At 55.4% G+C, this 20,841-nt stretch carries 14 protein-coding genes; 4 read left to right on the forward strand and 10 right to left on the reverse strand.

Annotated elements, in window-relative coordinates:
* The 4 genes from GSQ62_RS10655 to cmoA all read right to left on the reverse strand — a co-directional run bounded on the left by GSQ62_RS10655 (position 1) and on the right by cmoA (position 6,488).
* Positions 1 to 3,744 (reverse strand): Ig-like domain-containing protein, encoded by a 3,744-nt coding sequence (locus GSQ62_RS10655; protein ID WP_237586587.1) that lies wholly within the window; start codon positions 3,742 to 3,744, stop codon positions 1 to 3.
* A 726-nt stretch (positions 3,745 to 4,470) separates the two neighbouring features.
* On the reverse strand, positions 4,471 to 4,869 hold the full coding sequence (locus GSQ62_RS10660) for a hypothetical protein (RefSeq protein ID WP_161889486.1): 399 nt from the start codon (positions 4,867 to 4,869) through the stop codon (positions 4,471 to 4,473).
* A 149-nt stretch (positions 4,870 to 5,018) separates the two neighbouring features.
* Entirely contained in the window at positions 5,019 to 5,744 is a 726-nt protein-coding gene (locus GSQ62_RS10665; protein ID WP_161889487.1) for a methyltransferase family protein, read from the reverse strand.
* Positions 5,745 to 6,488 carry a carboxy-S-adenosyl-L-methionine synthase CmoA gene (cmoA, locus tag GSQ62_RS10670; RefSeq protein ID WP_161889488.1) on the reverse strand — a complete coding sequence of 248 codons (744 nt, stop codon included), beginning with the start codon at positions 6,486 to 6,488 and terminating at the stop codon, positions 5,745 to 5,747.
* Between the two features lie 270 nt (positions 6,489 to 6,758).
* Here cmoA and GSQ62_RS10675 point away from each other — a divergent pair, with 270 nt between their 5' ends.
* A complete protein-coding gene (locus GSQ62_RS10675) occupies positions 6,759 to 6,926 on the forward strand; it encodes a hypothetical protein (protein WP_161889489.1) in 168 nt (55 codons plus the stop codon).
* Between the two features lie 272 nt (positions 6,927 to 7,198).
* Here the strand turns inward: GSQ62_RS10675 and GSQ62_RS10680 are convergent, their stop codons facing one another.
* A complete protein-coding gene (locus GSQ62_RS10680; RefSeq protein WP_161889490.1) occupies positions 7,199 to 10,051 on the reverse strand; it encodes an Ig-like domain-containing protein in 2,853 nt (950 codons plus the stop codon).
* 137 nt (positions 10,052 to 10,188) lie between these two features.
* Here GSQ62_RS10680 and GSQ62_RS10685 point away from each other — a divergent pair, with 137 nt between their 5' ends.
* On the forward strand, positions 10,189 to 10,362 hold the full coding sequence (locus GSQ62_RS10685) for a hypothetical protein (protein ID WP_161889491.1): 174 nt from the start codon (positions 10,189 to 10,191) through the stop codon (positions 10,360 to 10,362).
* Positions 10,363 to 10,465: 103 nt separating this feature from the next.
* Here GSQ62_RS10685 and GSQ62_RS10690 read toward each other — a convergent pair whose 3' ends face one another.
* The 3 genes from GSQ62_RS10690 to GSQ62_RS10700 form a co-directional block, all read right to left on the reverse strand.
* Positions 10,466 to 12,889 carry a malectin domain-containing carbohydrate-binding protein gene (locus GSQ62_RS10690; RefSeq protein ID WP_161889492.1) on the reverse strand — a complete coding sequence of 808 codons (2,424 nt, stop codon included), beginning with the start codon at positions 12,887 to 12,889 and terminating at the stop codon, positions 10,466 to 10,468.
* 1,025 nt (positions 12,890 to 13,914) lie between these two features.
* Complete coding sequence (locus tag GSQ62_RS10695) at positions 13,915 to 14,790, reverse strand: 3-keto-disaccharide hydrolase (protein WP_161889493.1); 876 nt, start codon at positions 14,788 to 14,790, stop codon at positions 13,915 to 13,917.
* Positions 14,791 to 14,949: 159 nt separating this feature from the next.
* Entirely contained in the window at positions 14,950 to 17,580 is a 2,631-nt protein-coding gene (locus tag GSQ62_RS10700) for a DUF7133 domain-containing protein (RefSeq protein WP_161889494.1), read from the reverse strand.
* Positions 17,581 to 18,335: 755 nt separating this feature from the next.
* Between GSQ62_RS10700 and GSQ62_RS10705 the strand changes: the two genes are divergently transcribed.
* Both GSQ62_RS10705 and GSQ62_RS10710 read left to right on the forward strand, forming a co-directional pair.
* Positions 18,336 to 18,602 (forward strand): hypothetical protein, encoded by a 267-nt coding sequence (locus tag GSQ62_RS10705; protein ID WP_161889495.1) that lies wholly within the window; start codon positions 18,336 to 18,338, stop codon positions 18,600 to 18,602.
* 450 nt (positions 18,603 to 19,052) lie between these two features.
* Complete coding sequence (locus GSQ62_RS10710) at positions 19,053 to 20,021, forward strand: helix-turn-helix transcriptional regulator (RefSeq protein ID WP_161889496.1); 969 nt, start codon at positions 19,053 to 19,055, stop codon at positions 20,019 to 20,021.
* An 11-nt stretch (positions 20,022 to 20,032) separates the two neighbouring features.
* On the opposite strand, the gene GSQ62_RS10715 is transcribed toward GSQ62_RS10710, so the two are convergent.
* Both GSQ62_RS10715 and GSQ62_RS10720 read right to left on the reverse strand, forming a co-directional pair.
* Positions 20,033 to 20,254 carry a hypothetical protein gene (locus GSQ62_RS10715; RefSeq protein ID WP_161889497.1) on the reverse strand — a complete coding sequence of 74 codons (222 nt, stop codon included), beginning with the start codon at positions 20,252 to 20,254 and terminating at the stop codon, positions 20,033 to 20,035.
* Between the two features lie 17 nt (positions 20,255 to 20,271).
* Positions 20,272 to 20,766 (reverse strand): DinB family protein, encoded by a 495-nt coding sequence (locus tag GSQ62_RS10720; protein WP_161889498.1) that lies wholly within the window; start codon positions 20,764 to 20,766, stop codon positions 20,272 to 20,274.
* Positions 20,767 to 20,841 lie beyond the last annotated feature (75 nt).

A 20,841-nucleotide genomic window follows, 5' to 3' on the forward strand; every position in this document is an offset into this window, starting at 1 on the left:
TCAGCGAATAATGGTCACGCTGCCGGAAATAGGCTTTTCGGCGCTGTTGAGATAAATAATGTAGTAATACGTGGCAACCGGCAGCACCTCCCCGTTATAGGTGCCATCCCATGGCGTGCCGTAGCCGGCCGAAGAGCTATAGACTTTGTTGCCCCACCGGTTGAACACTTCCACCCGCATGTCAGGGTAATTCTCGTGGTTCTCAATCTCCCAGATTTCGTTCACCTGGTCCCGGTTCGGGGTAAAGGCGTTGGGCACGATGATGGAAGGGATCACCGTGACCGTCACCTCGTCGGTGGCGGTACATCCCTCGGCTGTCGTCACGGTAACGGTGTAGGTGGTGGTCTCCTGCGGCGAGGCGATGGGCCGGGCCAGGGTAGGGTCGTTGAGTCCCTCGGCAGGCTCCCACAGATAACTCACCCCGCCGGTGGCTTCCAGTTCCGCTGTACGGCCCTGGATGATTGTCACATCCTCGCCGGCATTGGCCACAGGCTCCACAATGGTAACAGTCGCTTCAGTGCGCGCGGCGCTGGTACAGCTGTTGGCGTTTACCGCCTGCACATAGTAAGTGGTGCTTTGCTGCAGGTTCGGCGTCGTGAAGCTTGGCCCCACAAATACAGGCGACCCGCCGGTGGGCGCGGCATACCACTCGATGGTATTGCCGTTCGTGTTCGCCACCTCAAGCGTAGCGGAGCCGTTGGGGCAGGCGGTGGCATCCTCTACCGTCAGCACCGGGTTTTCGGGCAGCGGTGTAACCGTGATTTGCACAGACTCAGACACACTCGAGCAGCCTTCAGAGCTCACTCTGCGCCTGAACCAGGTATTTTGCGTGAGCGTGGGCGATGTGTAATTAATGCCGTCTTTATCGTCGGGCGCTGGGTTGAAACCCACATCCGGGCCACTGGTGCTGCTTTCCCAAAGGTAGGTATAGGTGCCGGTGCCGCCCGTCGGCGTGCTGCCCCGGAAGGCAACCGTTGTCTGGCCAACGCATACGGCGGGCTGCTCAGCGGATATGGTGTTGTTCAGGATGCCCTCGTTCACCTTAATCGTCACCACGCCGCTTGTGTTGGGCTTACAGTCCCCGGCCGATACCACGCGCCGGTAATAGGTGGTTTGGGTGATGTTGCCGGGCGTGTAGCTCTGGCCTGTGTTGGTGCCTGCTGCCGGGGCAAAGCCGCTGGCCGGCCCGGTCGTGCTGCTTTCCCATAGGTACATGTACTTGCCGTTGCCGCCTGTCGGGGCTGAACCCGTAAGCGCCTCCGGGGCAGTACCTGTGCAGACCTCCTGGTTATCGCTGATGGTGTTATCGGCGATGGCCGGGAAGACGGTAATGGTGATCGGCTCAGAATATGAGGTACAGCCACCCGATGTCACGGCACGCCTGATCCAGATCTTGGATTGACTCAATGCTCCCGCCGGGAATGTATAATTTTCCTCGTTGCTGGTACCAGAAGCAGTTACAAAGCCTGCATCAGGGCCTTCGGTGCTCAACTCCCACAGGTATATATAAGGTGCACCGCCCCCACCCGTAGGGCGGTTGCCGATAAGTGGCGCTGGCGTGTCTCCTTCGCAGAGTTGCTGCGCCGGACCGATGGTATTGGCACTGGCGGGTATCGGATCAACGGCAACAATGGAGACAACGTTGCTGGAATCGGTGGAGCAACTGCCCGAGAATACCAGGCGCCTGAACCAGGTGTTGCCTTCCACTGGCTCAGTTGGGGTATAGTTGATCGTATTGTTCACACCGGGGGCAGCTTTAAACTCACTGGCAGGCCCGGTGGTACTAAATTCCCATTTGTAGCTATAGGGCACGCTCGTGTCGCCGCCTGAGGGTGTGCTGCCTGTTAATCGGGCCGGTGTTTCTCCTATACAAACGTTCTGAGTTTCGCCTTGCGCTGCGGCAATGGTGTTATTGGTAATACCCGGCACCACATCTATTGCGATGGGCGCTTTGGGCCCGATGCATATCACGCCATTGGCCGTATCCACCGCGGCCACATAGTATGTTATATCAGCTGTGAGCGACGGCGTCGTGAAAGTCTCACCAGTAGCGATCGGGATGGCCGCCGGAAGGTCCGAGTCGAACCAGGCATATATGGGCCCCGGGCCTGAAGGCTTCAGCAGCACCGTGTCGCCGGCACAGACAGCGCCGGGCGCCGGTATGGTAGGCTTGGTGGGCTGCTGCAGAATCACGACCTGCTGCGTGGGCGCGGGCTGCCCCTGGTAAATGGAATTGGAACTGCCGCACTCGTTCACGGCCTCCACCGCCACGGTATAGGTGCCGGGCGTCGTAAAATCGTACTTGAACTGGAAGGTGTCGGAGTTGAAGGTGCGGGTGGTGCTGGTCGGGCCGGTGATGGAAATGGTCACTGTCACGTTCTCGCCCAGGTTTTTGTCCACAAACAGGCCACCACCCCCAGAGCCGCCACCTCCCGGAATGCCACCGCCTCCTGGCAGGCCGCCCCCGCCAGCCCCGCTGCTGCTGTAGTCTATGGTCAGAGGCCCGCAGTTGGTGACACTGGCGGGAACCTGCACCTGTGGCCAGCCCACGACCACGCTCTGCGAGGTGGTGTCGGTGCCGCAGCCGTTCTCCACAATCAACTGAAGGGTATATACGCCGGACTCTTCAAAGATGAAGACGGGCTCGGGAGAGGTGAGCGAGCCGGAGTCCAGCCTGTAGCCCTGGTCTGGCTGCACCGACCAAGTATAAGACAGGTCGCCGCCCGAAGAGCTGTCGGTGGGCGTGATGATGACCGGCACACAGGGCGGCACCTGGTCTTCTTCCAACCGCTCTTTCTTATCTATGGTGAAATTCGCTTTCGGCTCCTGGCTCAGCTTAAACTCCTGCGTGAACACCGCCTCGCAGCCGTTTTTGTTCACGGCCCGGATGCTGATCGGGTAATTGCCCAGGGTGTCATAGGCCGTCGGGTTCTTGATCGGGAACTGGTTTGCCAGGTACTCCTTCTCTTCTCCGTTGCCCCAGTCCACAAAGTAACGGGTGATGTCGGCGAGGTAGGGTGCCTGCGTGGCGTTGGTAATGGTGGCATATATGGCCGTGTCGCCGGGGGCCACGGTGTCGGGCAGGCACACCTGAAAGTCATTCTCTTCGGTAAAGGCCACCACCGGCAACTGCCGCACATTGATGGTCTGCGTGATGGTGTCGGAAGAACAGCCTGACCGGTTCACGCCATATACCTGCACGGTGAAGGGAACGGTGCCGGTGCCGGTCGTGTCGTAGGTTTGGGTGACGGGCACAGCGCCTGTGCTGGACACGGTGTTGCCATTCCCGAAGTCCCACACGTAAATCACATCCTCGGTTGGGTTCACCACATTGAAGGCAACCTCGGTGCCGGAGCAGATGGCGCCTGTCGGGGAGATATTAAAGGTGGGTCTTGGCGGCTTCGGGTCAACGGTCACGGAGAACTCACCGGATGTTGGCGTGCCCTGGCAACTTCCCCCCGTTGCCTGTACGGTATATATACCGCCTATATTTGACTTATATGTGGCTGCTGTGGCGCCGGTTATCGCCTGCCCGTCCCGGAACCACTGATAGCCGGTAGGGGTGAAGTTAGCTCCCGGCACTGCATTCAGGGCAATGCTCTCGCCCTCACAAATATTGGAAGCCTGCTGTGACACAATAGACACGGTGCAGGTAACGGAAGTCTGGCCAAAGGCCTGCCCCGCGAACAGAAAGCACAGCAGCAGCCAGCAGATGGAAACGTGCTTTTGTAAAAGAAAATGCATTAGGTCGTGGTTATAAGGGTGAACTACAGGCTTCGCGTTTCTCTGAGCATTACAGTATCAATATGTTTCAGGGTTCATGGGGAGGTCGGCTTCGGTATGGCTTTGAGGGCAAGAAGGAGGTCATGGCAAAAGCAGTTAGTCCGGGCGGCACGTCTCAGGCCCGGCAACAGGGAACATTTCCACCTTATACCTTATTGCCAAAACCCCGAAAAGGTTACATAGCAACTTCATATTTTAGCATGGCCAAATAAGTAACGTACTGGCTTCTTGCAAATTGCATGATTCTCTCTTCCCGAAAAAGTTTGCAGCAACCGGCAGGGCCTGTAAGCCGCGTCTGGTGCCAGGAAGCCAGTAGGTTCGAGATGGCCTGCTTTTGTACTGATCCTGGTATATAGGCAGCACGCAGAACAGCCCTCCGCACCAGCAATATAACAAAGATAATCGGCAAAGTGAACGGCGTTGGGAGCGGCAGCCGCAGGTGCCGCGACGGCATGCAAAAGGCTGGGCAGCGCATCAAGGCAAGAGGCGCCTCACGCAATCAGGGGCCGGAGCCGGGCGGGTTATATATAGCTGCCTATATATAAAAGGCGGCAGAAAGCGCTGGCGGCGGACGCAACGGGCAAGCTATGTACCAGGGTAAAAGCAGCACATATCATATATAAACGCGATACAAAAGGCTGTGTGCCCTGATACCGGCTACCTGCGTCCTCTTACTTATATATAGCGTCAGTTCATGTTTAGCCAGGCCTGGGCAGCGGCTTTGTCCGGAAAGTTCTGGAAGGCGATGCTGAACATGGCCTCCTCCCTCGCCTCGCTCACATTTTTCTCCCGAAGGAAGTCCTGTGTGCCGACGCGGGCGAGTTTCTGCAGGCGGGTGTCCATCAGGTCGCGGGCAAACTTTATCAGCACCCCCTTGTGCTCATGGTTGGAAGTGTCGATGGTGGCTTTGCTCGAGTCGATCAGGAGCTTTTTCACATCGTAGTGCTTTACCGTTTCCACAATAACGCTGAACGCCTCCTTTACCTCCGTCATCATCAATGGGTTGAAATCCGGACAGTCTACATCCAGGATATCCGTGGCAGGATTATAGTTCAGCCTCACCAAACTGTTGTCGTACAGCACCATTCTTCTTTCTCCTATAATGCCAGGGCAAGATATTCAAAAGCCTTGAGAAAGAGCCTCATTATCTGCCGGAAGGCCAATAAAAATTCATATATACCCCTGCACAGACGCAGGCGGCACCGGAGGGCGCTGGCTTTTGGCAGGCTTCGCCTTTAATTAGCCACCAGCCTCCCCGACTTTTTCAGGTACCGGACCGAAAGGTAAATCAGGCCGAGCACAACGATCACCGCCGGGATGAGCATGTTGCGGAGGTCCATGTCGTAGCCGGTGAGCTGTGGGTACTTCAGCAACAGGATGAGCGCGATGCCCACCAGCCAGACGAACTGCGTGTTGTACTCTTTCAGAATCCAGCGCCGGGCGTTAAAATGCATCTGGCTGAAGGTGGCGCCGAGCCCTCTCGGGTCTATCAGCCATCGGTTGACGCGGGAGCAGTAGGCGTCGAACTGCGGCCCGAACTTTTTTCGGAGGAAGTTCTCCTCGGCCAGCACGATGGCCTGGTATATGAACAGGAAGAGCGGGATGAACACCGCCACATATAGAAGCGAGTTGGAGAGGACACCCACCCCGGCCAGCATCAGGATGTTGCCTACGTACAGCGGGTTTCGGCAGTGGTTAAAGATACCCTCCGTCACCAGTTCCTCGGCATACACTTTCTTGTCCTTGCCGCCGCGGATGATATAGGCCAGGCCGATGGTGGCGCCCCGGATGAGCTGCCCCGTCACGGTGATGACCAGGCCGAGGATGATGGGCCACAGGTAGTAGTTCTCGCCGAATGCCTCCCTTGTGAAGATGGCCGGAGACGGGATGAAGAGGGCCAGGTACAGGAAGATGAACAGGATGTTCCGGTACTTGAAAAAGAAATTGCCGATGGATATCATTTATTTTTTGATTGCAATGACGCCGGAGAAATTGTACCACTTGAAGAACGTCTCGCAGGAGGCGAAGCCCGCCTCGCGCAGCATGTGTACGTTCTCGCTGAGCTTGTAGGGGATGAGCACGTTCTCGAGCGCCTCCCTTTTCTGCGATATCTCCATCTCGCTGTAGTGGTTCCTGCGCTTGTAGTTGTAGTAGTATTTGATAAAGTCGCGGTTGAAGACGGTGTCCTCGGTCAGCACCTTCTCCACCAGAATCAGCACGCCGTTGGCCACCAGGCCCTCGGCGATGCTTTTCAGCAGCCTCTCGCGGTAGATGGGCCGGATGAACTGCAGCGTGAGGCACAGCACCACCACCGAGGCGTTCTGTATGTCGGCGCCCTGCTGTATATCGGCCGCCTGCAGCTCGTAGGGCCTCACCAGGCCCGCCTCTTTCAGCTTCCGGTCGCATTTCTGAAGCATCTCGGGCGAGTCGTCGATGCCCACAAAGCGGATGTCGGGCGGTATCATGGTGTCCATGCCGATCAGGGTGGTGCCGGTAGAGCAGCCCAGGTCGTAGACGTTGGTGCCCTCCTGGGCGTGGTCTGCCGCCAGTTCCGCCACCATCCGCTGGATTTCGCCATAAAAAGGAACAGAGCGGTTCACCATATCGTCAAATACGCTGGCCACCTTGGCGCTGAACTTGAAGTCTGAGGCTGCTTTCAGCTCTTCCTTGAAAACCTCATCGGTCTCTTTGTTGCTTTCGGCCATATATCAACTGTAACAGTTTTTGGGCATCTGCCAGGCTTTACGTCCCGGTACGCACCCACTATTTAGAAATAAAATCCATATAGTACAAGACGCTCCCGCAAATTGCTGTCATCACAGTTATATATGGCCCAGTTCCACTGCAACCCTCCCACAGCAGCGCGAGGATATATAGCTTGCCTGGGCCGGTACGTAGAAATGCTGCCAAATTAAGTATAAATAATCGCTTTTATACCCGTATATGCAGTGTGTTACCTATTCTATTTCTGATTCATGAACGCGGAGCACACCACTATCACAACGCAGGAGCAGTACGATGCAGTGGCCGCCCGCCTAGAGGAGTTGAAAAACGCCCCGGCTGGCTCGGAAGGGGCGAAAGAACTGAAGTTGCTGACAAAGCTGATCGTCGATTTCGAGAGAAAGCGGTCGCAGTCTGTTTAGAAAAGCTGAAACGACATTAACACTGTCCCCGCTATATATGGCATATGCTTCCCCGGTAGGCAAAGCACCCGGATTCAGTCTCTGAATATAACCCAGCGGAACCTGCTGCTTCCACGCCCTGCTGAACTGCTACATATATTTCCTGTGTTCCTACTGTCACACCTTTGATATAGCGCTTCCCCATACGCTTTACGGGCATATGAGGTAGTCTGGTTAGCGGCGTTATATACTGCTTCGCATCCGGCCAACTTCTTTGAAAGACCTATGGGAGGTTACTGTACCAGCAGTTTCCCAGACCTGACTTCACCTGACGAGGACCGTGCTTGGATGATGTAGAGCCCGGGGCTCAGGAGCTTCCCGATCACCACCTCCGCCCTGGCAGCCCCCTGCTCGTCGGCGCTTACCGTCAGGGTCTGTGCCACACGCCCTGACGCGTCTGTCAGCGAAATGGTAACCAAGGCCATGCTACGCAGGTTATGAACCACCAGAAGCGCAGCACCTCCTGCCGCCGGATTGGGATACACCTCCATATCTTCCATATCTTCGCTTTCCGGCCTTACACGCATGGCTTGTGTACTTAGCGCTGTGGCCGTTGTAGTCGCGGGTTTATCAGCTTTCAGCAAGGTCAGGCAGGGTTTTCCGTCACCGTTGCCATCATAGTACTCAGTAAGGTACAGATTGCCTGTGCGCTCATCCTCCACAATATCGAGCGGGTTGGCAAATGGCTTCCGGAGGCCCGGAATCTGGCTGCCTGTAACGGCACTGATAATGTCTTTCGAGGTTCCTCCCGGCTGCAGCACCATTATATCGTCCCCCCCGCTGAAGCGGCATACCAGCAGCCTGCCCTTCAGTTTGCCGTCAAAGGCGTTGCTCTTGTACTCGATCACACCGTTAGGGGAGATGTTGGGCCCGAAGTCGTAGGACCAGCCCCTGAAGTTGGGCTCCCTGGGCGTGCCCACCGGATAGCCGTAGGTCTGGCCGTTCGCTGTCCAGACCACCTCACCGAGATCGGTGCCGCTGGTCGGGTTTCCGCCGTTCAGGATGTACTCTTTGCGCAGCGTATTGGGGTGGCCGTAATACCCGCCTTTCTGCACCCTGTACAGGTAATCGTTCTGTGTGTCACGCACATCCGTCATGGCCGCGATGGTAGGCCCGGTATACGTTTTCCCGTCAGACCACACAGAGCCCGATTTAAGCTCAGGGGTGCTGCCTCCGGCCGCCGAACCGTTGGTGGGCACATAGAGCTGCCCGTTCGAGTGCCAGACCAAGTCATAGGCATTCCGCACCCCCCTGGCATATATGGTGAGCGGGGCGCCCGAGGAAAACGGATCGTAGGTTCCGCCCCCGTCGCGGGTTTTAGCATTTATGGGCAAAGCAAGCTGCTGTGCCCGGGCAATATCCAGACGCAGCACAGCGGCGGTCAGAAGCCTTTCGGGCCTGTTGCCCCAGGCCGCGTCAGGAGCCCCCATGGCCGTGTTGCTGCCCTGTGTGAAGTACAGCGCCCCATCCGGGCCAAAATCGATGGAGTTGGTCGAGTGGTCCTTGTAAGAGCGGGGAAGGTTGATAACATAGTCCTTGAGCTGTGGGCTGGAGGGGTTGCTCAGGTTAATCCTTGTGATCTTGCCGGTCCAGTCAGGAACAGCATTGTAGGCCGCGGAAGAATGGCTTATCCAGGCAATGAGATTGGTAGCCGTTGCGGATGGGTCGAAATGAAAGCCGATCAACAGACGCTGTGTGGTGCCAAAAGGAGAAATGGTAACATGGTTGCGGATGGTGCCGTCAGCGTTTATATCCCAGCGCTCTATCTTACCGCCCGAAGAAACCGCGTAGAGCCGGTGGTCCGGGCCAATCACAAGGGTTGTAAAGCCATAGCTCCCGAAGCCGTTATCCACCAGGGTTTTCATGGTAAAGGATACCCCCTCCAGGTCGGTGGGCGTGTCGGGGGCCGAGCTGGTTGTGGTGAAACGCGATTTGAAGGGGATAATGGCATACCCGTTCAGGTCCTTTACCTGATCTGATATCTGAAACTCATAGGTGGTGCTGGCATTAAGCGCGGCCGAGAGCGTAATCGCGTCGCCTGCGGCCGTTGTGTTAACGGCTGTTCCCGAAACCTGGCTTAAGCCCGAGCCTGTTACAGCAAACAGCTTGACTGTGGCTGTGTTGGCTGTACTGACATCAAGGGATTTGCCGCTCGGAAATGCCAGGTCTACCGACATCGACTGGTCCAGGGGAACATTGGTAGCTCCGTTGGCAGGGCGCACCGCCGCTACATAGGGCCTTGATGAAAGAGACTTGACAGAGAAGTTATCGAACGTGTACGTTACCGACGAGTTCGAATTACGGTGTGTGGCATATATGCCGGCATAGGCTGTAGAGGCTGTGAGGCCCATGTTTGCAATACTCAGGCTTTTGGTGGAGTACGCCGCTCCCACGTTCAGGTAGGTAGACCCGTCTGTGGAGTAAAAGGCTTCCGCTGTGTTGGTTGCCGGATCTACGGTTAGCCGCAGTCTCATGTACTTTGTGTTGAGCCCGGTGATGGCGGAGGTGATGCGCTGATCGGCGGAGCCCGAGGCATCATTTATTTCTCTTCTGAACTCTACTTTATTGGCAATCACTACCAATTTCAGGTACGTCTTGTCATTCAGGCCAAACCAGATCCCTGCCTGCTGACCTGAACTGCCGTTATAAGGTTTAACCAGTATAACATCTGTCTGGAGCTTTCCCCGCGAATCCACCCGCACCCCGAGCGCGTTCAATTGGTTGTTGTTGGTAAGGTAGGCTATGCCTTTGTTTGTAACCAGCTTCAAGGTGCCGGAGCTCACCGTCAGCTTTGACGGCTCATAGCCCGGCACGGACGTGTAACGCGGCGTGCCATCCGCAGAAAGGCGCGTGCCCGAGTAGTCAGCTGCCATCCGGAAGCCCGTGCCTACTCCGTTTTTATCCTTCACAGTTCCGGAAACACTACTGCCAAACGTGAGGCTCACCGGAAGAGAGGCCTGTACCTGGTCACAAGATAAGGGGCTGATGGGCGGGCAGCCTTGCGCGGCCGCCTCAACAGAAATGAACATGCTCAGCGCCATCAGCAAGACCTGCCATGCTGAGGCAAGATTAAAAGAATAGCACATCGTCTTTTGATTAATGTTTACCTGCCTGAAATAAGCTGCAAAGGGGAGATTTGCCTGAAAAGGCCGTGGAGGAAGAATAGAGAAGAAAAGAGCTCATGTGAGGCACATCTCTTTCCCTGATTGATGTCCCGTGTAGGTTGAACCTGACAACACAAATTGGCGCTCTTGTATATGCCGACGTGCCGGTTCCGCAGCTAACTGAGGCCTGCTACCCGGAGGCTATGGCGCCGCCAGACGGTAACCTCAGCACCGCCACCGTGCTGTTCTGTAACATTACAGGTAGATTTTATAACCTGCCCAAGCAGGCCTAGTGCTTAATGGCAGGCAATATCGCCTAACAGTGCCTTGCGGGGAACTTAGCGATTGCCGCGTCCGGTGGCCACGTCAGCGCAGCCACCGGGCGCCATGAGGTGCTTACTCGATAATCAAATAAAACTCGGCCCTGCCTGAGGTTGCCTGAGCCTTCACCAGGTACATTCCCGGGTTCGCCTGCCTGCCTGAAAGCAGTTCTGTGCTGGCTGCCCCCTCGTCGTCAGTAAGCAATACTTTTGTCTGAAGATGGCGCCCTGCCATATCATACAGGGTGACAAGGGTGGTTTCGCGCCCGGCAAAGCCCGATAGCTCCACCTGCACTTTCCCGCCTTTGCTCGGATTGGGGTATACCTTCAGTTGTGCTTTATGCCCCACCGCCACGGCTTCCAGGGCTGATGAGTTGGAGGCAGCCAGCTTTGCCCCGGAAGGTGCCCTGAATATTTCGACACCTGCTATGGCCACGCGGTTAACGGTAGGGTTAAACTTGATATGGAGCATCCCGTCCGTCACATTTACTGTAAAGTCTTTCACCAGCGCGGCTCTGTAGCCTGCCTCCCTGTAGATATCGAAGCCGGAAAGGCGCAGTTGATTTTCTATGCTGATGCTGAACACCCTGGCTCCCACGGCTGTGAAGTAATTCTCTACAAAGTGCATGCGCACATAATAGCTGCCATTGGCAATCGGAATCTCGTAGCGCGTTTCGGCCAGGTCAGTGGACGCCGACAGGTAGGTCTGATAGAGGACATCGTCTTCTGTAGCCGCGATAGCCGTTGTCACAAGCTGCTTATCCAGTTTTATACTGCCTTTGCGGTAGTTTACATCAGCCTCCCAAACAACGCCTGCAATGGTCTTGCTGGCGTCAGAGGCGCCTTTTATGCGCTTGGCAGCCGTAATGGTGAAACTGCTACTGTTGGCAATGCCATAAAGCAGTATCCGCAATGGGGATGCGGCGCTGTTATAATGCACCAGCAGGGCCGCATTTTTGATGCCCTGGCTACTCGGCCTGAAGCTTACCGCGATGTTAGTGGAACTCTGGGGCCCGAGCGTGGTGGTGGATGGGGCTGTGGCCGAGAACTCAGCTTTACCAGGCCCGACTACCTCTACGCCTTTTATCAGAATAGAAGGATCGTTGCCGCTGCTGTATGTTTTGCCTGAGTTCTTCAGGTTCACACTCATGCTTTTGCTTCCGCCTGTCAGCAACGAGCCAAAAGACACTGCTGAGGGCGCGGCAGCCAGCTCTGAGTAATGGGCCGAGCCTGCTTCCGGCTTCAGGTTGCCTACATAGTATATATTGTCCTGGTAATCATAGTTGGTGTACTGCGTGCCGAGGTAATCGCCACCAATGATGTAAGCATTGGGTATAACATTGCCATTGGCGTCTATTGCCTTCCAGATGCGCATGCCTATCTTGCCCTTGTAGTTTCTGGTCCTGTCGGAGTAAGCGCTAGCCACCCTGAATCCGAAGGCCCCACTCGCGCTGAACGTGCCCGCGGCCACCTCCGTGGACGAACCGCTCCTTCTGGGAAGCAGCGATTGTCCATCCAGTGAGTTGTGCGTAAACAGCGTATTGATGGTGGAGGTGCCTTTGCTGTACCACTGGAACCGCTCTGTGAAGGAGCAACAGCCGTGGTAGGCCGCCATCTGCACCACCGTAACCGGCCTGCTGGGATCCGCGCGCACAAAAAAGGCCGACAATATCTCATCAGAGTTGGGCACCAGGCTGCTTCCATCTATTACGCCGTCATTGGAGGCAAACCCGGTCCTGGACATAAACCCTAAGGCACGTATTACCTCCACGGCATATGGTTCGTTGTTCCCTTCGCCTCTGTACTGCCACAACCCGTGCAGTTTCACCTCCTTTGCAGGGGCTGAAGCATCATTGGAAGCTATGGTGAGCCTGTCGTTTAGTATTTTCACCCGGCCCCCCAAATCTTTTGCTACAAACGCTATGACCACCTCAAGAGAGGCACCCGTACCCAGGCTTCTGGGCAAGGAGGTGCTGGAATTATAGGCTGTGCCATTAAGCGAGACAATTCTCCAGGCTGCCGTGTTAGAAAGCGTCAGATTGCTTATAGTAAGGGTTCCGGTGCCTCTGTTACTGATTTTCAGCCTCAGCTTATCATGGTTGGCGTTGTAAGGGGTATAGGTGCCGTCGCTGTTCGTGCGTCGCCACGGAATCTGAATGCGGGAGGCAACAAAACGGTCTGGCGCCGGAAACTTATCCAGGTTCTCCACCACCATGTATGCATTGCTCGATGAGCTTTGTATCATCAGGGCCTTCAAAAAGGCTTCCCTAAAGCCAGGGAAGGCATAGACTGTGTAGCCGGTAAAGCTGCGCGCCAGAAAGCCGGCATGCCCCATAGCGAAGACGCCTGTGCCGTTCGCTCCGGCTGCCACTGCCTGCCCGGGAGGAAGAATAGTGCCGAGTGTCAGGATGAGGCTCCCCACCATGCCTAATACCAATATCTCCATCTTCTGCCTGATGGAATTCAAAACAACAAGAAATGCTACGTATTCCTCTTTCATAGCCATAAACGGTAATGAGAGCTTCAAATAACACAAACGACAATTCATGCAGAACCTATGGTATAGGCCCGGGGAAGTTGTAAGGTAATCAGTATTTCAGGCTACTGTTATTTCTGTTTTTAATTTCAGGCTACTGTTATTTCTGTTTTTAGGACTTATACAACGCAAGATTTTACAATTCAAAGCAAATTTTTCTCACTGCTTATACCTTTTGCGTAAATCCTACTTCTATAGGAAAAACGCTTCTTGTTTGGATGTCTCAGTATAATAACCAGCAAGAATTCGCTTTATATAGTTAAATTTAATATTATAATAGTATAATCAATTTATTATACGCACACTCCTCCTTTTCGTATACAAACTTCCATTAATTAGTATGTATATAGCTCTCTTCTTGGTGAATGGCTTGATTTGGCTGCCAAAAGTTTATAGAGCTGCTGCCCGCTTTGCCAACTATCGCTTTCCAGAACAGCTTGATGCTATAAGACTATATATAAAGTATATCCGGCGTTATCGATATTTAGCAGGTTTATTTCATGAAATAGTATGGCTCTCCAATCTTCACTCAGTGAAGTTGCCTCCACCTATCTTGCATTCCAAGAAGTAGCAGTTCAGTACCCAAAAGCTTCCAAACGCTTCCAGAGTGGTATTAGACGGTTAAATATCGACAGAAACCGTTCACTGGTCGGTGCATACCCATCGCACGTACGCCATGTGTTATCTATTCAGCGGCTTAGCCACAAGCAGGCTCAGGATGGACAATTTTTCTCACGCACCCCTGCAAGTGACTCGTGAGAAGGAATATTGAGCATTGATAGAAGCTGCCTCCAGACAACCCCACTACTTAACCCAATTCACCTGCTTGTACCTTACTTCTTCAAACGGAGGAGATAAAAGGCTAACGCATGCCAGAAGAGACACTTGCCCGCTTGCCTCGTATCTCTTCTGGCATGCTGCCGAAAGCCTGGGTTCTGCTCAAGCAGCAGCATATGTGCCCCCTAGCTAGTGTGCATTGAACCCAACCGTTAATGTCCCTCCCGGTTCCGGAGATCGCGCAGCACGCTCTTCAGCTTTCGCGGATCGTCCATATACCGCGCCAGGTCAAAAATCTCCACTTTCCTGAATTCCACCGGATGGCTCTCGCTCTGCAGGGCTATATACCCCTCCTTCAGAAGCTGGCCGTCCTTTTTGAGGGCAGGGTCATAGTTGCTCACGTTGCCGCCGCCAATCTGCGGCTTCTCATATACCAGCACCGTGTCTCCTTCCACGATGTGCGTGACGATGGAGTCTCCCAGCACAAGCACCTCGGCGCGCACCCATTGGTCGCCGTGGTAGGTTTTGGAGCTAGAGTTAATGCAGTGGGGCGTGAAGAGGGTATCGCCCACCACCACGTTGGTACCGGGCGTGCAGAGGTTCGCGGTGCTCCGCTCGTCCTGCCCGTTGCCCCCCAACAGCTGCGCCTCCAGCGAGATTGGGAAGTCCTGGTCGAGGCCCATGGTGCTGGCCGGCTGGGCGTGCAGCATGGCGCCGCTGTTGCGGATGGCCCAACCGGGGCCGCCTGCCACCTGCTCCCCCGTAAAGCGGTACTCTACTGCCAGCAGGTAAGCCGAGTAGGGCTTCTTGTAGAAAATATGCCCGTACTGCTCGTTAAAGGCGTCGTACTGGTCGTAGCGCACCACCATCTTCCCGTCCTCCACCCGGAAGGTGTTCCCGTAGTTCTCGTTCAGGGGGTGGCCCGTGATCTTTATATCCCAATCCTTCAGGTCTTTCCCGTTGAAAAGCTGCACCCATTCCTCCTGGGTTTCCTGGGTCTTCCCGGCTTCCCGGGTCTCATTTTTCTGCGGAGTGCAGGACAGGCACGCCACGAGCAGGCAGGTACCGAGTAAGGCTTTTATTTTCATCAGATACGTTCTGTTTAAATTATATATACCCGTTAAACGAGGCAGGAATGAGATGCCTCAACTTTTTTAGCTGCCACCCCATTCCTGCCCTTCTAATCCCCCGCGCTTCCCGTAAGATATTCTTTACTGTGGCAGTCGCTATATATAGCCACGCGCCATTTATTTCTTCTGCTGCGACAGGAACGTGACGAGCGACGCAAACTCCTCGTAAGACAGCGAGTTGGCGAGCCCTGCCGGCATCATAGACGTCTCCAGTTCCTTGCGCGATTTGATATTGCTGGTTTTAATCGTGCTCACCTGCCCGGCAATGTCGCGCATCACGATGCGGTCCGCCGACTCCTGGGTGATGAAGCCCATATAGCTCTTCCCGTCTTTGGTGTTGATGAGCACAGACGCAAATCCCTGGGAGATAGAGGCGTTCGGCTTCAGGATAGACTCCGCAATCTGCTCGCGGTTCATGATAGAGCCGATCTGCCCCATGAAAGGTCCCTTCATCGTTTCGCCGTCGTTTATGCTGTGGCAGGCGATGCAGCCCTGCTGCGTAAAGAGGGCTTTCCCCTTCACCGGGTCGCCTTTTATTTTAGCGATGGCCAGCATCACGTCTTCGATGGAGGATTTCCCAATCTGGCCTTTCTGGCTTTTTATCTTCTCCAGGTCAACATTGTTTTCCTCTTTTGCCGCCACAGCCTCATCCATTCCCCCAAAATCCGCAATCTCCATCCGGTGCCGGGCGTTCAGGTCGGCGAAGAATTCCTTGCCGGCGGCGTCCGCATTCTCCCACTCCGCCTTCAGGAACTGCTCGATGGCTGGCGATGCCTCCCAGGTGATGCCCTTGTAGTAAGGCCCGTGCGTGTCTGGGCGGGTGCTCCACCACCACGACCCGTCATAGGGCGCCTCTATTTTATAGAGCCGCGACAGGGTGGTCAGAATTTCCGCTTTCAGTTCTTCGTCGCTCGTCTGCTTGTAGGCTGCCATCAGGCCGTCCACTGCCTTCTGGTCGTGCATGTAGCGCAGGGCCCAGAGGGCGAGCTTGGAGTTGTCTGTTCCGATGGCGTCCACGGCGGCGTCCACGGCGTTCAGTTTCACCAGGGCCTGCACCGCGAGGTGGGGCAGCACAACCGGTGCGTTCGGCACCGCATGGGGCCCCTCGGTGCCTTTTTCCGGTGCGGCAAGGGAGGCCGGAACATCAACCTGCAGCAAGGCGGGGGCCGCTTCTTTGCGGCCAAGGCGGCCGAGGCCGATGATGGCCGCCGCCTGCACCCGCTCCGAGGAACTCTCGAGGCCCTTCAGGAAAGGCTCGATGGGCACTTCGTCTACAAATGGCTTTCTGTCGCTGAGGGCGCGCAAGGCGTACTCCCGCATGTCCTCCTCCTGCGTCAGCTGCACGAGTTTGTCAGTGGCGTCTTCTCCGGCGGCCTGCGCATAGGCATACATCCCCGCTATACGGGCATAGAGCGGCAGGCTTTTGTCGGCGGCCACTTTCCAGGCTGCTTTCGAGGCCTTCTTCACCGGGCGGGTAATCAGCTCCTGCTGGGCGTGCAGGCGCGCCACGGCACTCTCTGACTTCAGCAGGTTCGCCAGTTTCTTTTCTGAGAGTTTGTCGAGGTCGGGGAATGGCTTATACGCCCAGTTCTCCGGCACCACCCGCACCACGAAGCCCTTGTCCGGGTTGCCTGAGTAGCCCGCTCCGTCCCAGGCCGACATATAGAGCCTGCCGGAGGCGTCCACATCCAGGTCCGTGATCTGCGGCAGCTCAATAAACTCCTCCTCTTTCTGCTTGAAGCTCGCGCCGTCCGGCGTTACCCGGTGTATATATAACTGGCTTCTTCCCCAGTCGGCCATCATCGGCACCTTGTTGTACTTCTCCGGCCAGGTGGGCTCGTCCATATATAAGGAACCGGTGCCGGAGCCGCCGCCCACGTCTATCAGGGCAGGGATGATCTCATCCGTGAAGTTCTTGAACAGGACAGGGTAGCCGTACTCGCCGGACTGGATCTGGTGGCTGAAGCGGATGTTCCAGCCGCCCCCGTCGTTGGTGTTTCCGCGCGTGAAGATGTTCATGTAGGGGTCGATGGCCACATCATATATGTTGCGCATGCCGTGCGTGTACACTTCCATCTCGGTGCCGTCGGGCCGCACCCGCACGATTCCGCCCCCGAGCATGGTCAGCTTTTTTCCGGAGCGGTCCACCGCGTTGTGGAAGCCAAAGTCGCCCACGGCTATATATACCCAGCCGTCGATGCCCATCCGGATGCCGTTGGTCGCGTGGTCGGTGCCCCGGCTCTGCAGAAACTTGGGGGAGCTGATGTTCTGGATGAGCGGCTTGGAAGGGCCGTCCGCCACGCCGTCCTGGTCTGCATCCTCAAACACGACGAGATCCATGCCTGACGCTGCCCCGGTTTCCTCGGAGAAGGTGGTGTGCAGCACGAAAACCTGGTCGCCGAGCGAGATGATACCGCGCGGGTTGTCGACCCTGGCAAATACCGTGTGCTGGTCTGCCTTGCCGTCGTTGTCTGTGTCCACCAGCTTCACGATGCTTCCTTTCCCCGGTTCTTTTCCCAGCGAGCCCATCATGTCGACCCCCACATACACCTCCCCGGTTGGGGCAACGGCGAGGGCGGCCGGGCTAGGCACAATATCAGGCCCGGCGAAGGTGGTCATTTTCAGTCCGTCCGGCACCTGCTGGGCCATGGCTTTCCTGGCTTGCCGTATCTCAGGACTGTGCGGCTCTGGCAGCATGCCGCTCAGCATCAGAAACACGAAGAACAGGCTTAGTTGTATTTTCAGCATTTTAATTGATGTTAATTGTTACTCTTTCTGTGACCTATATATGATGACGGCTTAAACCCCTAAGGCTCCGGGCTTACCCACGGTGTGCCTGAACTGCTTCAGAGCCGCGCAGGGCGGGCCAATTATATCTCCTGGCGCACTTCGCGCGGATAGCCTCAAAATAAAGCCCTAATGTAGGTAATTTTCTTCTTTTCTGCTGGCTTGCCGCAATTTTATGCCCGATAAAGGCCTGCCCTGTTTTGCCCGGCCCACGTGTGCAGGCTGTGCGGCATGCTCTGGTTTAGGCTGTTACCGGGGATTCGGGGAGCAGGCAGACACGATAGCTTCTTGCCGCGCCATCGCGCAACAGGTTAGGGCAGACCCGTGCTGCTGCTGGGCAGTCGCTGACTCAAGGTTTGAGATGCGACAGCACGGGCTACCTATGTTACTTACAAGCCCTGTTGAACCCGTATTTTCTCATTTGAGGTTGACATATACCCTTAAGCGGACTTATATATTCCCTTTATCGCGGCCTTACGATGTTACTTTTCTGGATTTTCATTATATATCAATTTGCTTATATATGCAGATATCACAATATCAACCGCGAAAAGTAAGCTTGGAACGCGTTTTTAATTCAATGTATATATCATAGTTAATACAAAAATTGCTGTCGTTTACTAAATATTAATGTTACTCTACCCATATATATTTCCTGTTTTCTTGTATAGCTCGGGCGTATCATTGTACCATATAAAACCTACACACCCTGTCATATGAACATCTCAGCCACCTCTCTTCGCCCTGCTGCCCTGGATAGTTTTGGAGGAAATTTTGCTATGGCCTCTTTCCCATCAAAGCCGGATAATGCCTTCGATGACAGCCATTTCAACTTCACGACCATAGATGGCAACATGATGCCTTACAACGCAGGCACAAATGCCGTAAGCAGCGGGGCAGGGATATTCATCGGCGACTATTTCGTGGGCCTCACGGACGACAGCATGTTCTCCGGCAACAGCATGCCCTGTATCAAATACTAACTGCGGCTACGCAACGCTTCTGCAACCAATACCCCCGCGAATAAAGTAGCTGCTGGTTTTGCAGGGCACCAATCTGGCGTCCGTTTATATAGGTGGCTCTGGCAGCAGCATACCTATATGGCACCTGCCACGGCTTCTGTTTACTTCTCCGGAGAAGCACGCTGTTTTCCTGACATCCTTCTCCTGCTCGCCCTCGGGCACAGGACCATGTTCCTGGTGCAGGCTGAGCAGGTCAGCATCTTTACCGGGGCGCTGCGCTTATGAACGCGGCCGGCTTCTGCAGCAAAGCTGGTCGTAGCAAGCCATGCCACTCACGCCGCCTTGCCTACCTCCCTGCAGCGGCAATTGTCTCTTATATAATGTTTCGCCCCGCTGCCTTATATACTCCCCTATCCTGCATTGCAGGCCATCTCCGCTTTTCATATTTTTGCCGGGTATCTGATTTTCGTGATGAGCAGCGACACCCTCAACCGTTTCGACCGCATCGTGGCCATGCTCGTTCACCTGCAATCGGGGCGGGTGGTAAAGGCACAGGATATGGCTGCCCGTTTTCAGGTGAGCCAGCGCACCATCTATCGGGACATCCGCACCCTAGAAGCCTCCGGCGTGCCCATAGCCGGAGAGGCTGGCGTGGGCTATTCCCTGATGGAAGGGTACCGCCTGCCCCCGGTCATGTTTACCCGGGAAGAGGCTGCCAGCTTTGTTGCCGCCGAAAAACTGATGCAGAAGTTCAGCGACAAAGCCCTGGGCGCCCACTACGAATCGGCGATGTATAAAGTGAAGTCTGTGCTTAGAGGCAGCGCGAAGGACTGGGTAGCCGCCCTGGAGTCGCAGATATGGATAAACTCCTCCCAGGAGATCTTTAGCGAGCAGGCACCCGATGCCCTGAACGTGCTGCTCGACAGCATCGCAGCAAAAAGGCGGGTCGCCCTGCAGTATCAATCCCTCCAATCAGATGAGCCCACCAACCGTATCATTGAGCCTGTGGGGCTGTTCAACGAAAACAACTACTGGTATGTGATGGCCTACTGCCACCTGCGGGAGGATTACCGCCAGTTCCGCACCGACAGGATGCAGGCGATAACGCGGACAAGCCTCCCCTTCACAAAAGAGCACGGCAACACAGACGACTACAGAAACACAGGCGGGCCAGCCCAAAAAACCAGGGTGGTGATACGGGTGGACAAAGCAGTGGCCAGGTACATCAAAACCGGGCGCAAGTACTATGGGTTTGTGTCGGAAAGAACGGTAGGCGACATGGTGGAAATGGTATTTCTGGCCCCGGACGTGCTGCATGGCTTCGCCCGCTGGTTTATGATGTTTGGCGACTGCGCCAGGGTAGTAGAGCCCGAGAGCCTACGGGAGCGGGTGGGCGAACTGCTGGAAAAAACGAGGGCCAACCTGAAGCCGGGAGGCTAAGCCAGCGTTTTTCAGTCTTCCAGCTCGACACAGGCAAAGCCGGCGCGCCGCATGTTTTTGATGATGGCAGCGGGCTGCACCGAAACGGCCTCGACCCGGAGGATGTGGTCGCAATCCTCCAGGTCAAAGTTCCATTTCTCGCTTTCATCCATCAGCCTGTCCAGCAGGGGCCTCACCTTGCTGACGCTGCGGTTTGTCGTGACCGATGTTTTGAATACAAGCACTGTTCCCATGATACATGCTTCGTTTTTTACCTTTCCCAAAAATAAGGCGGTTCTATACCCAGCGACCGCAGATACACATAGCCCTGCGCCCTGTGGTGAATTTCGTTGTCGATAAAATAAAAGACGGTTGACCACACCGTTCCCTCGTATTTCCCGAAGGCGACGATGTGCTCCTGGAACCTTTCGTCGGGAACCTGCGCCCAGTACCGGTTGATTTCAGCTGTGGCCTCATCCCAAAGGGCAAGTATTTTCGCTTTGCTGTCAGCCTGACCGAGCTGTTCATTCAGTTCCTCCGCTGCCCCGCCAGCAATCTCCCGTACGCCCGGGGCGGCAATAGCCAGAAGTTCCTTTGCCATGGCAGCGAAAGGCCGCATGCCGGCCACAGCATATCCGAAGAGCTCCTTTTCCGGGAAAGCCTCGATGACCTTTCGGGTAAGGCGCCTGTGTCCCTGCCAGTGCTGCAGCAGGTCGGCTGAGGTGATAAGCGGGGCAGTCTGCATTTTTGTTTCTTTCAAGTCCATAGTCTATTTTTTTATGGTGAACTGATTGTACAGGCAAAACTAAGCCCCCGGTATGACAACAGCTTGTCAGTAGGA

It is taken from the genome of Pontibacter russatus (genome assembly GCF_009931655.1).
GTDB classification, from domain to species: domain Bacteria; phylum Bacteroidota; class Bacteroidia; order Cytophagales; family Hymenobacteraceae; genus Pontibacter; species Pontibacter russatus.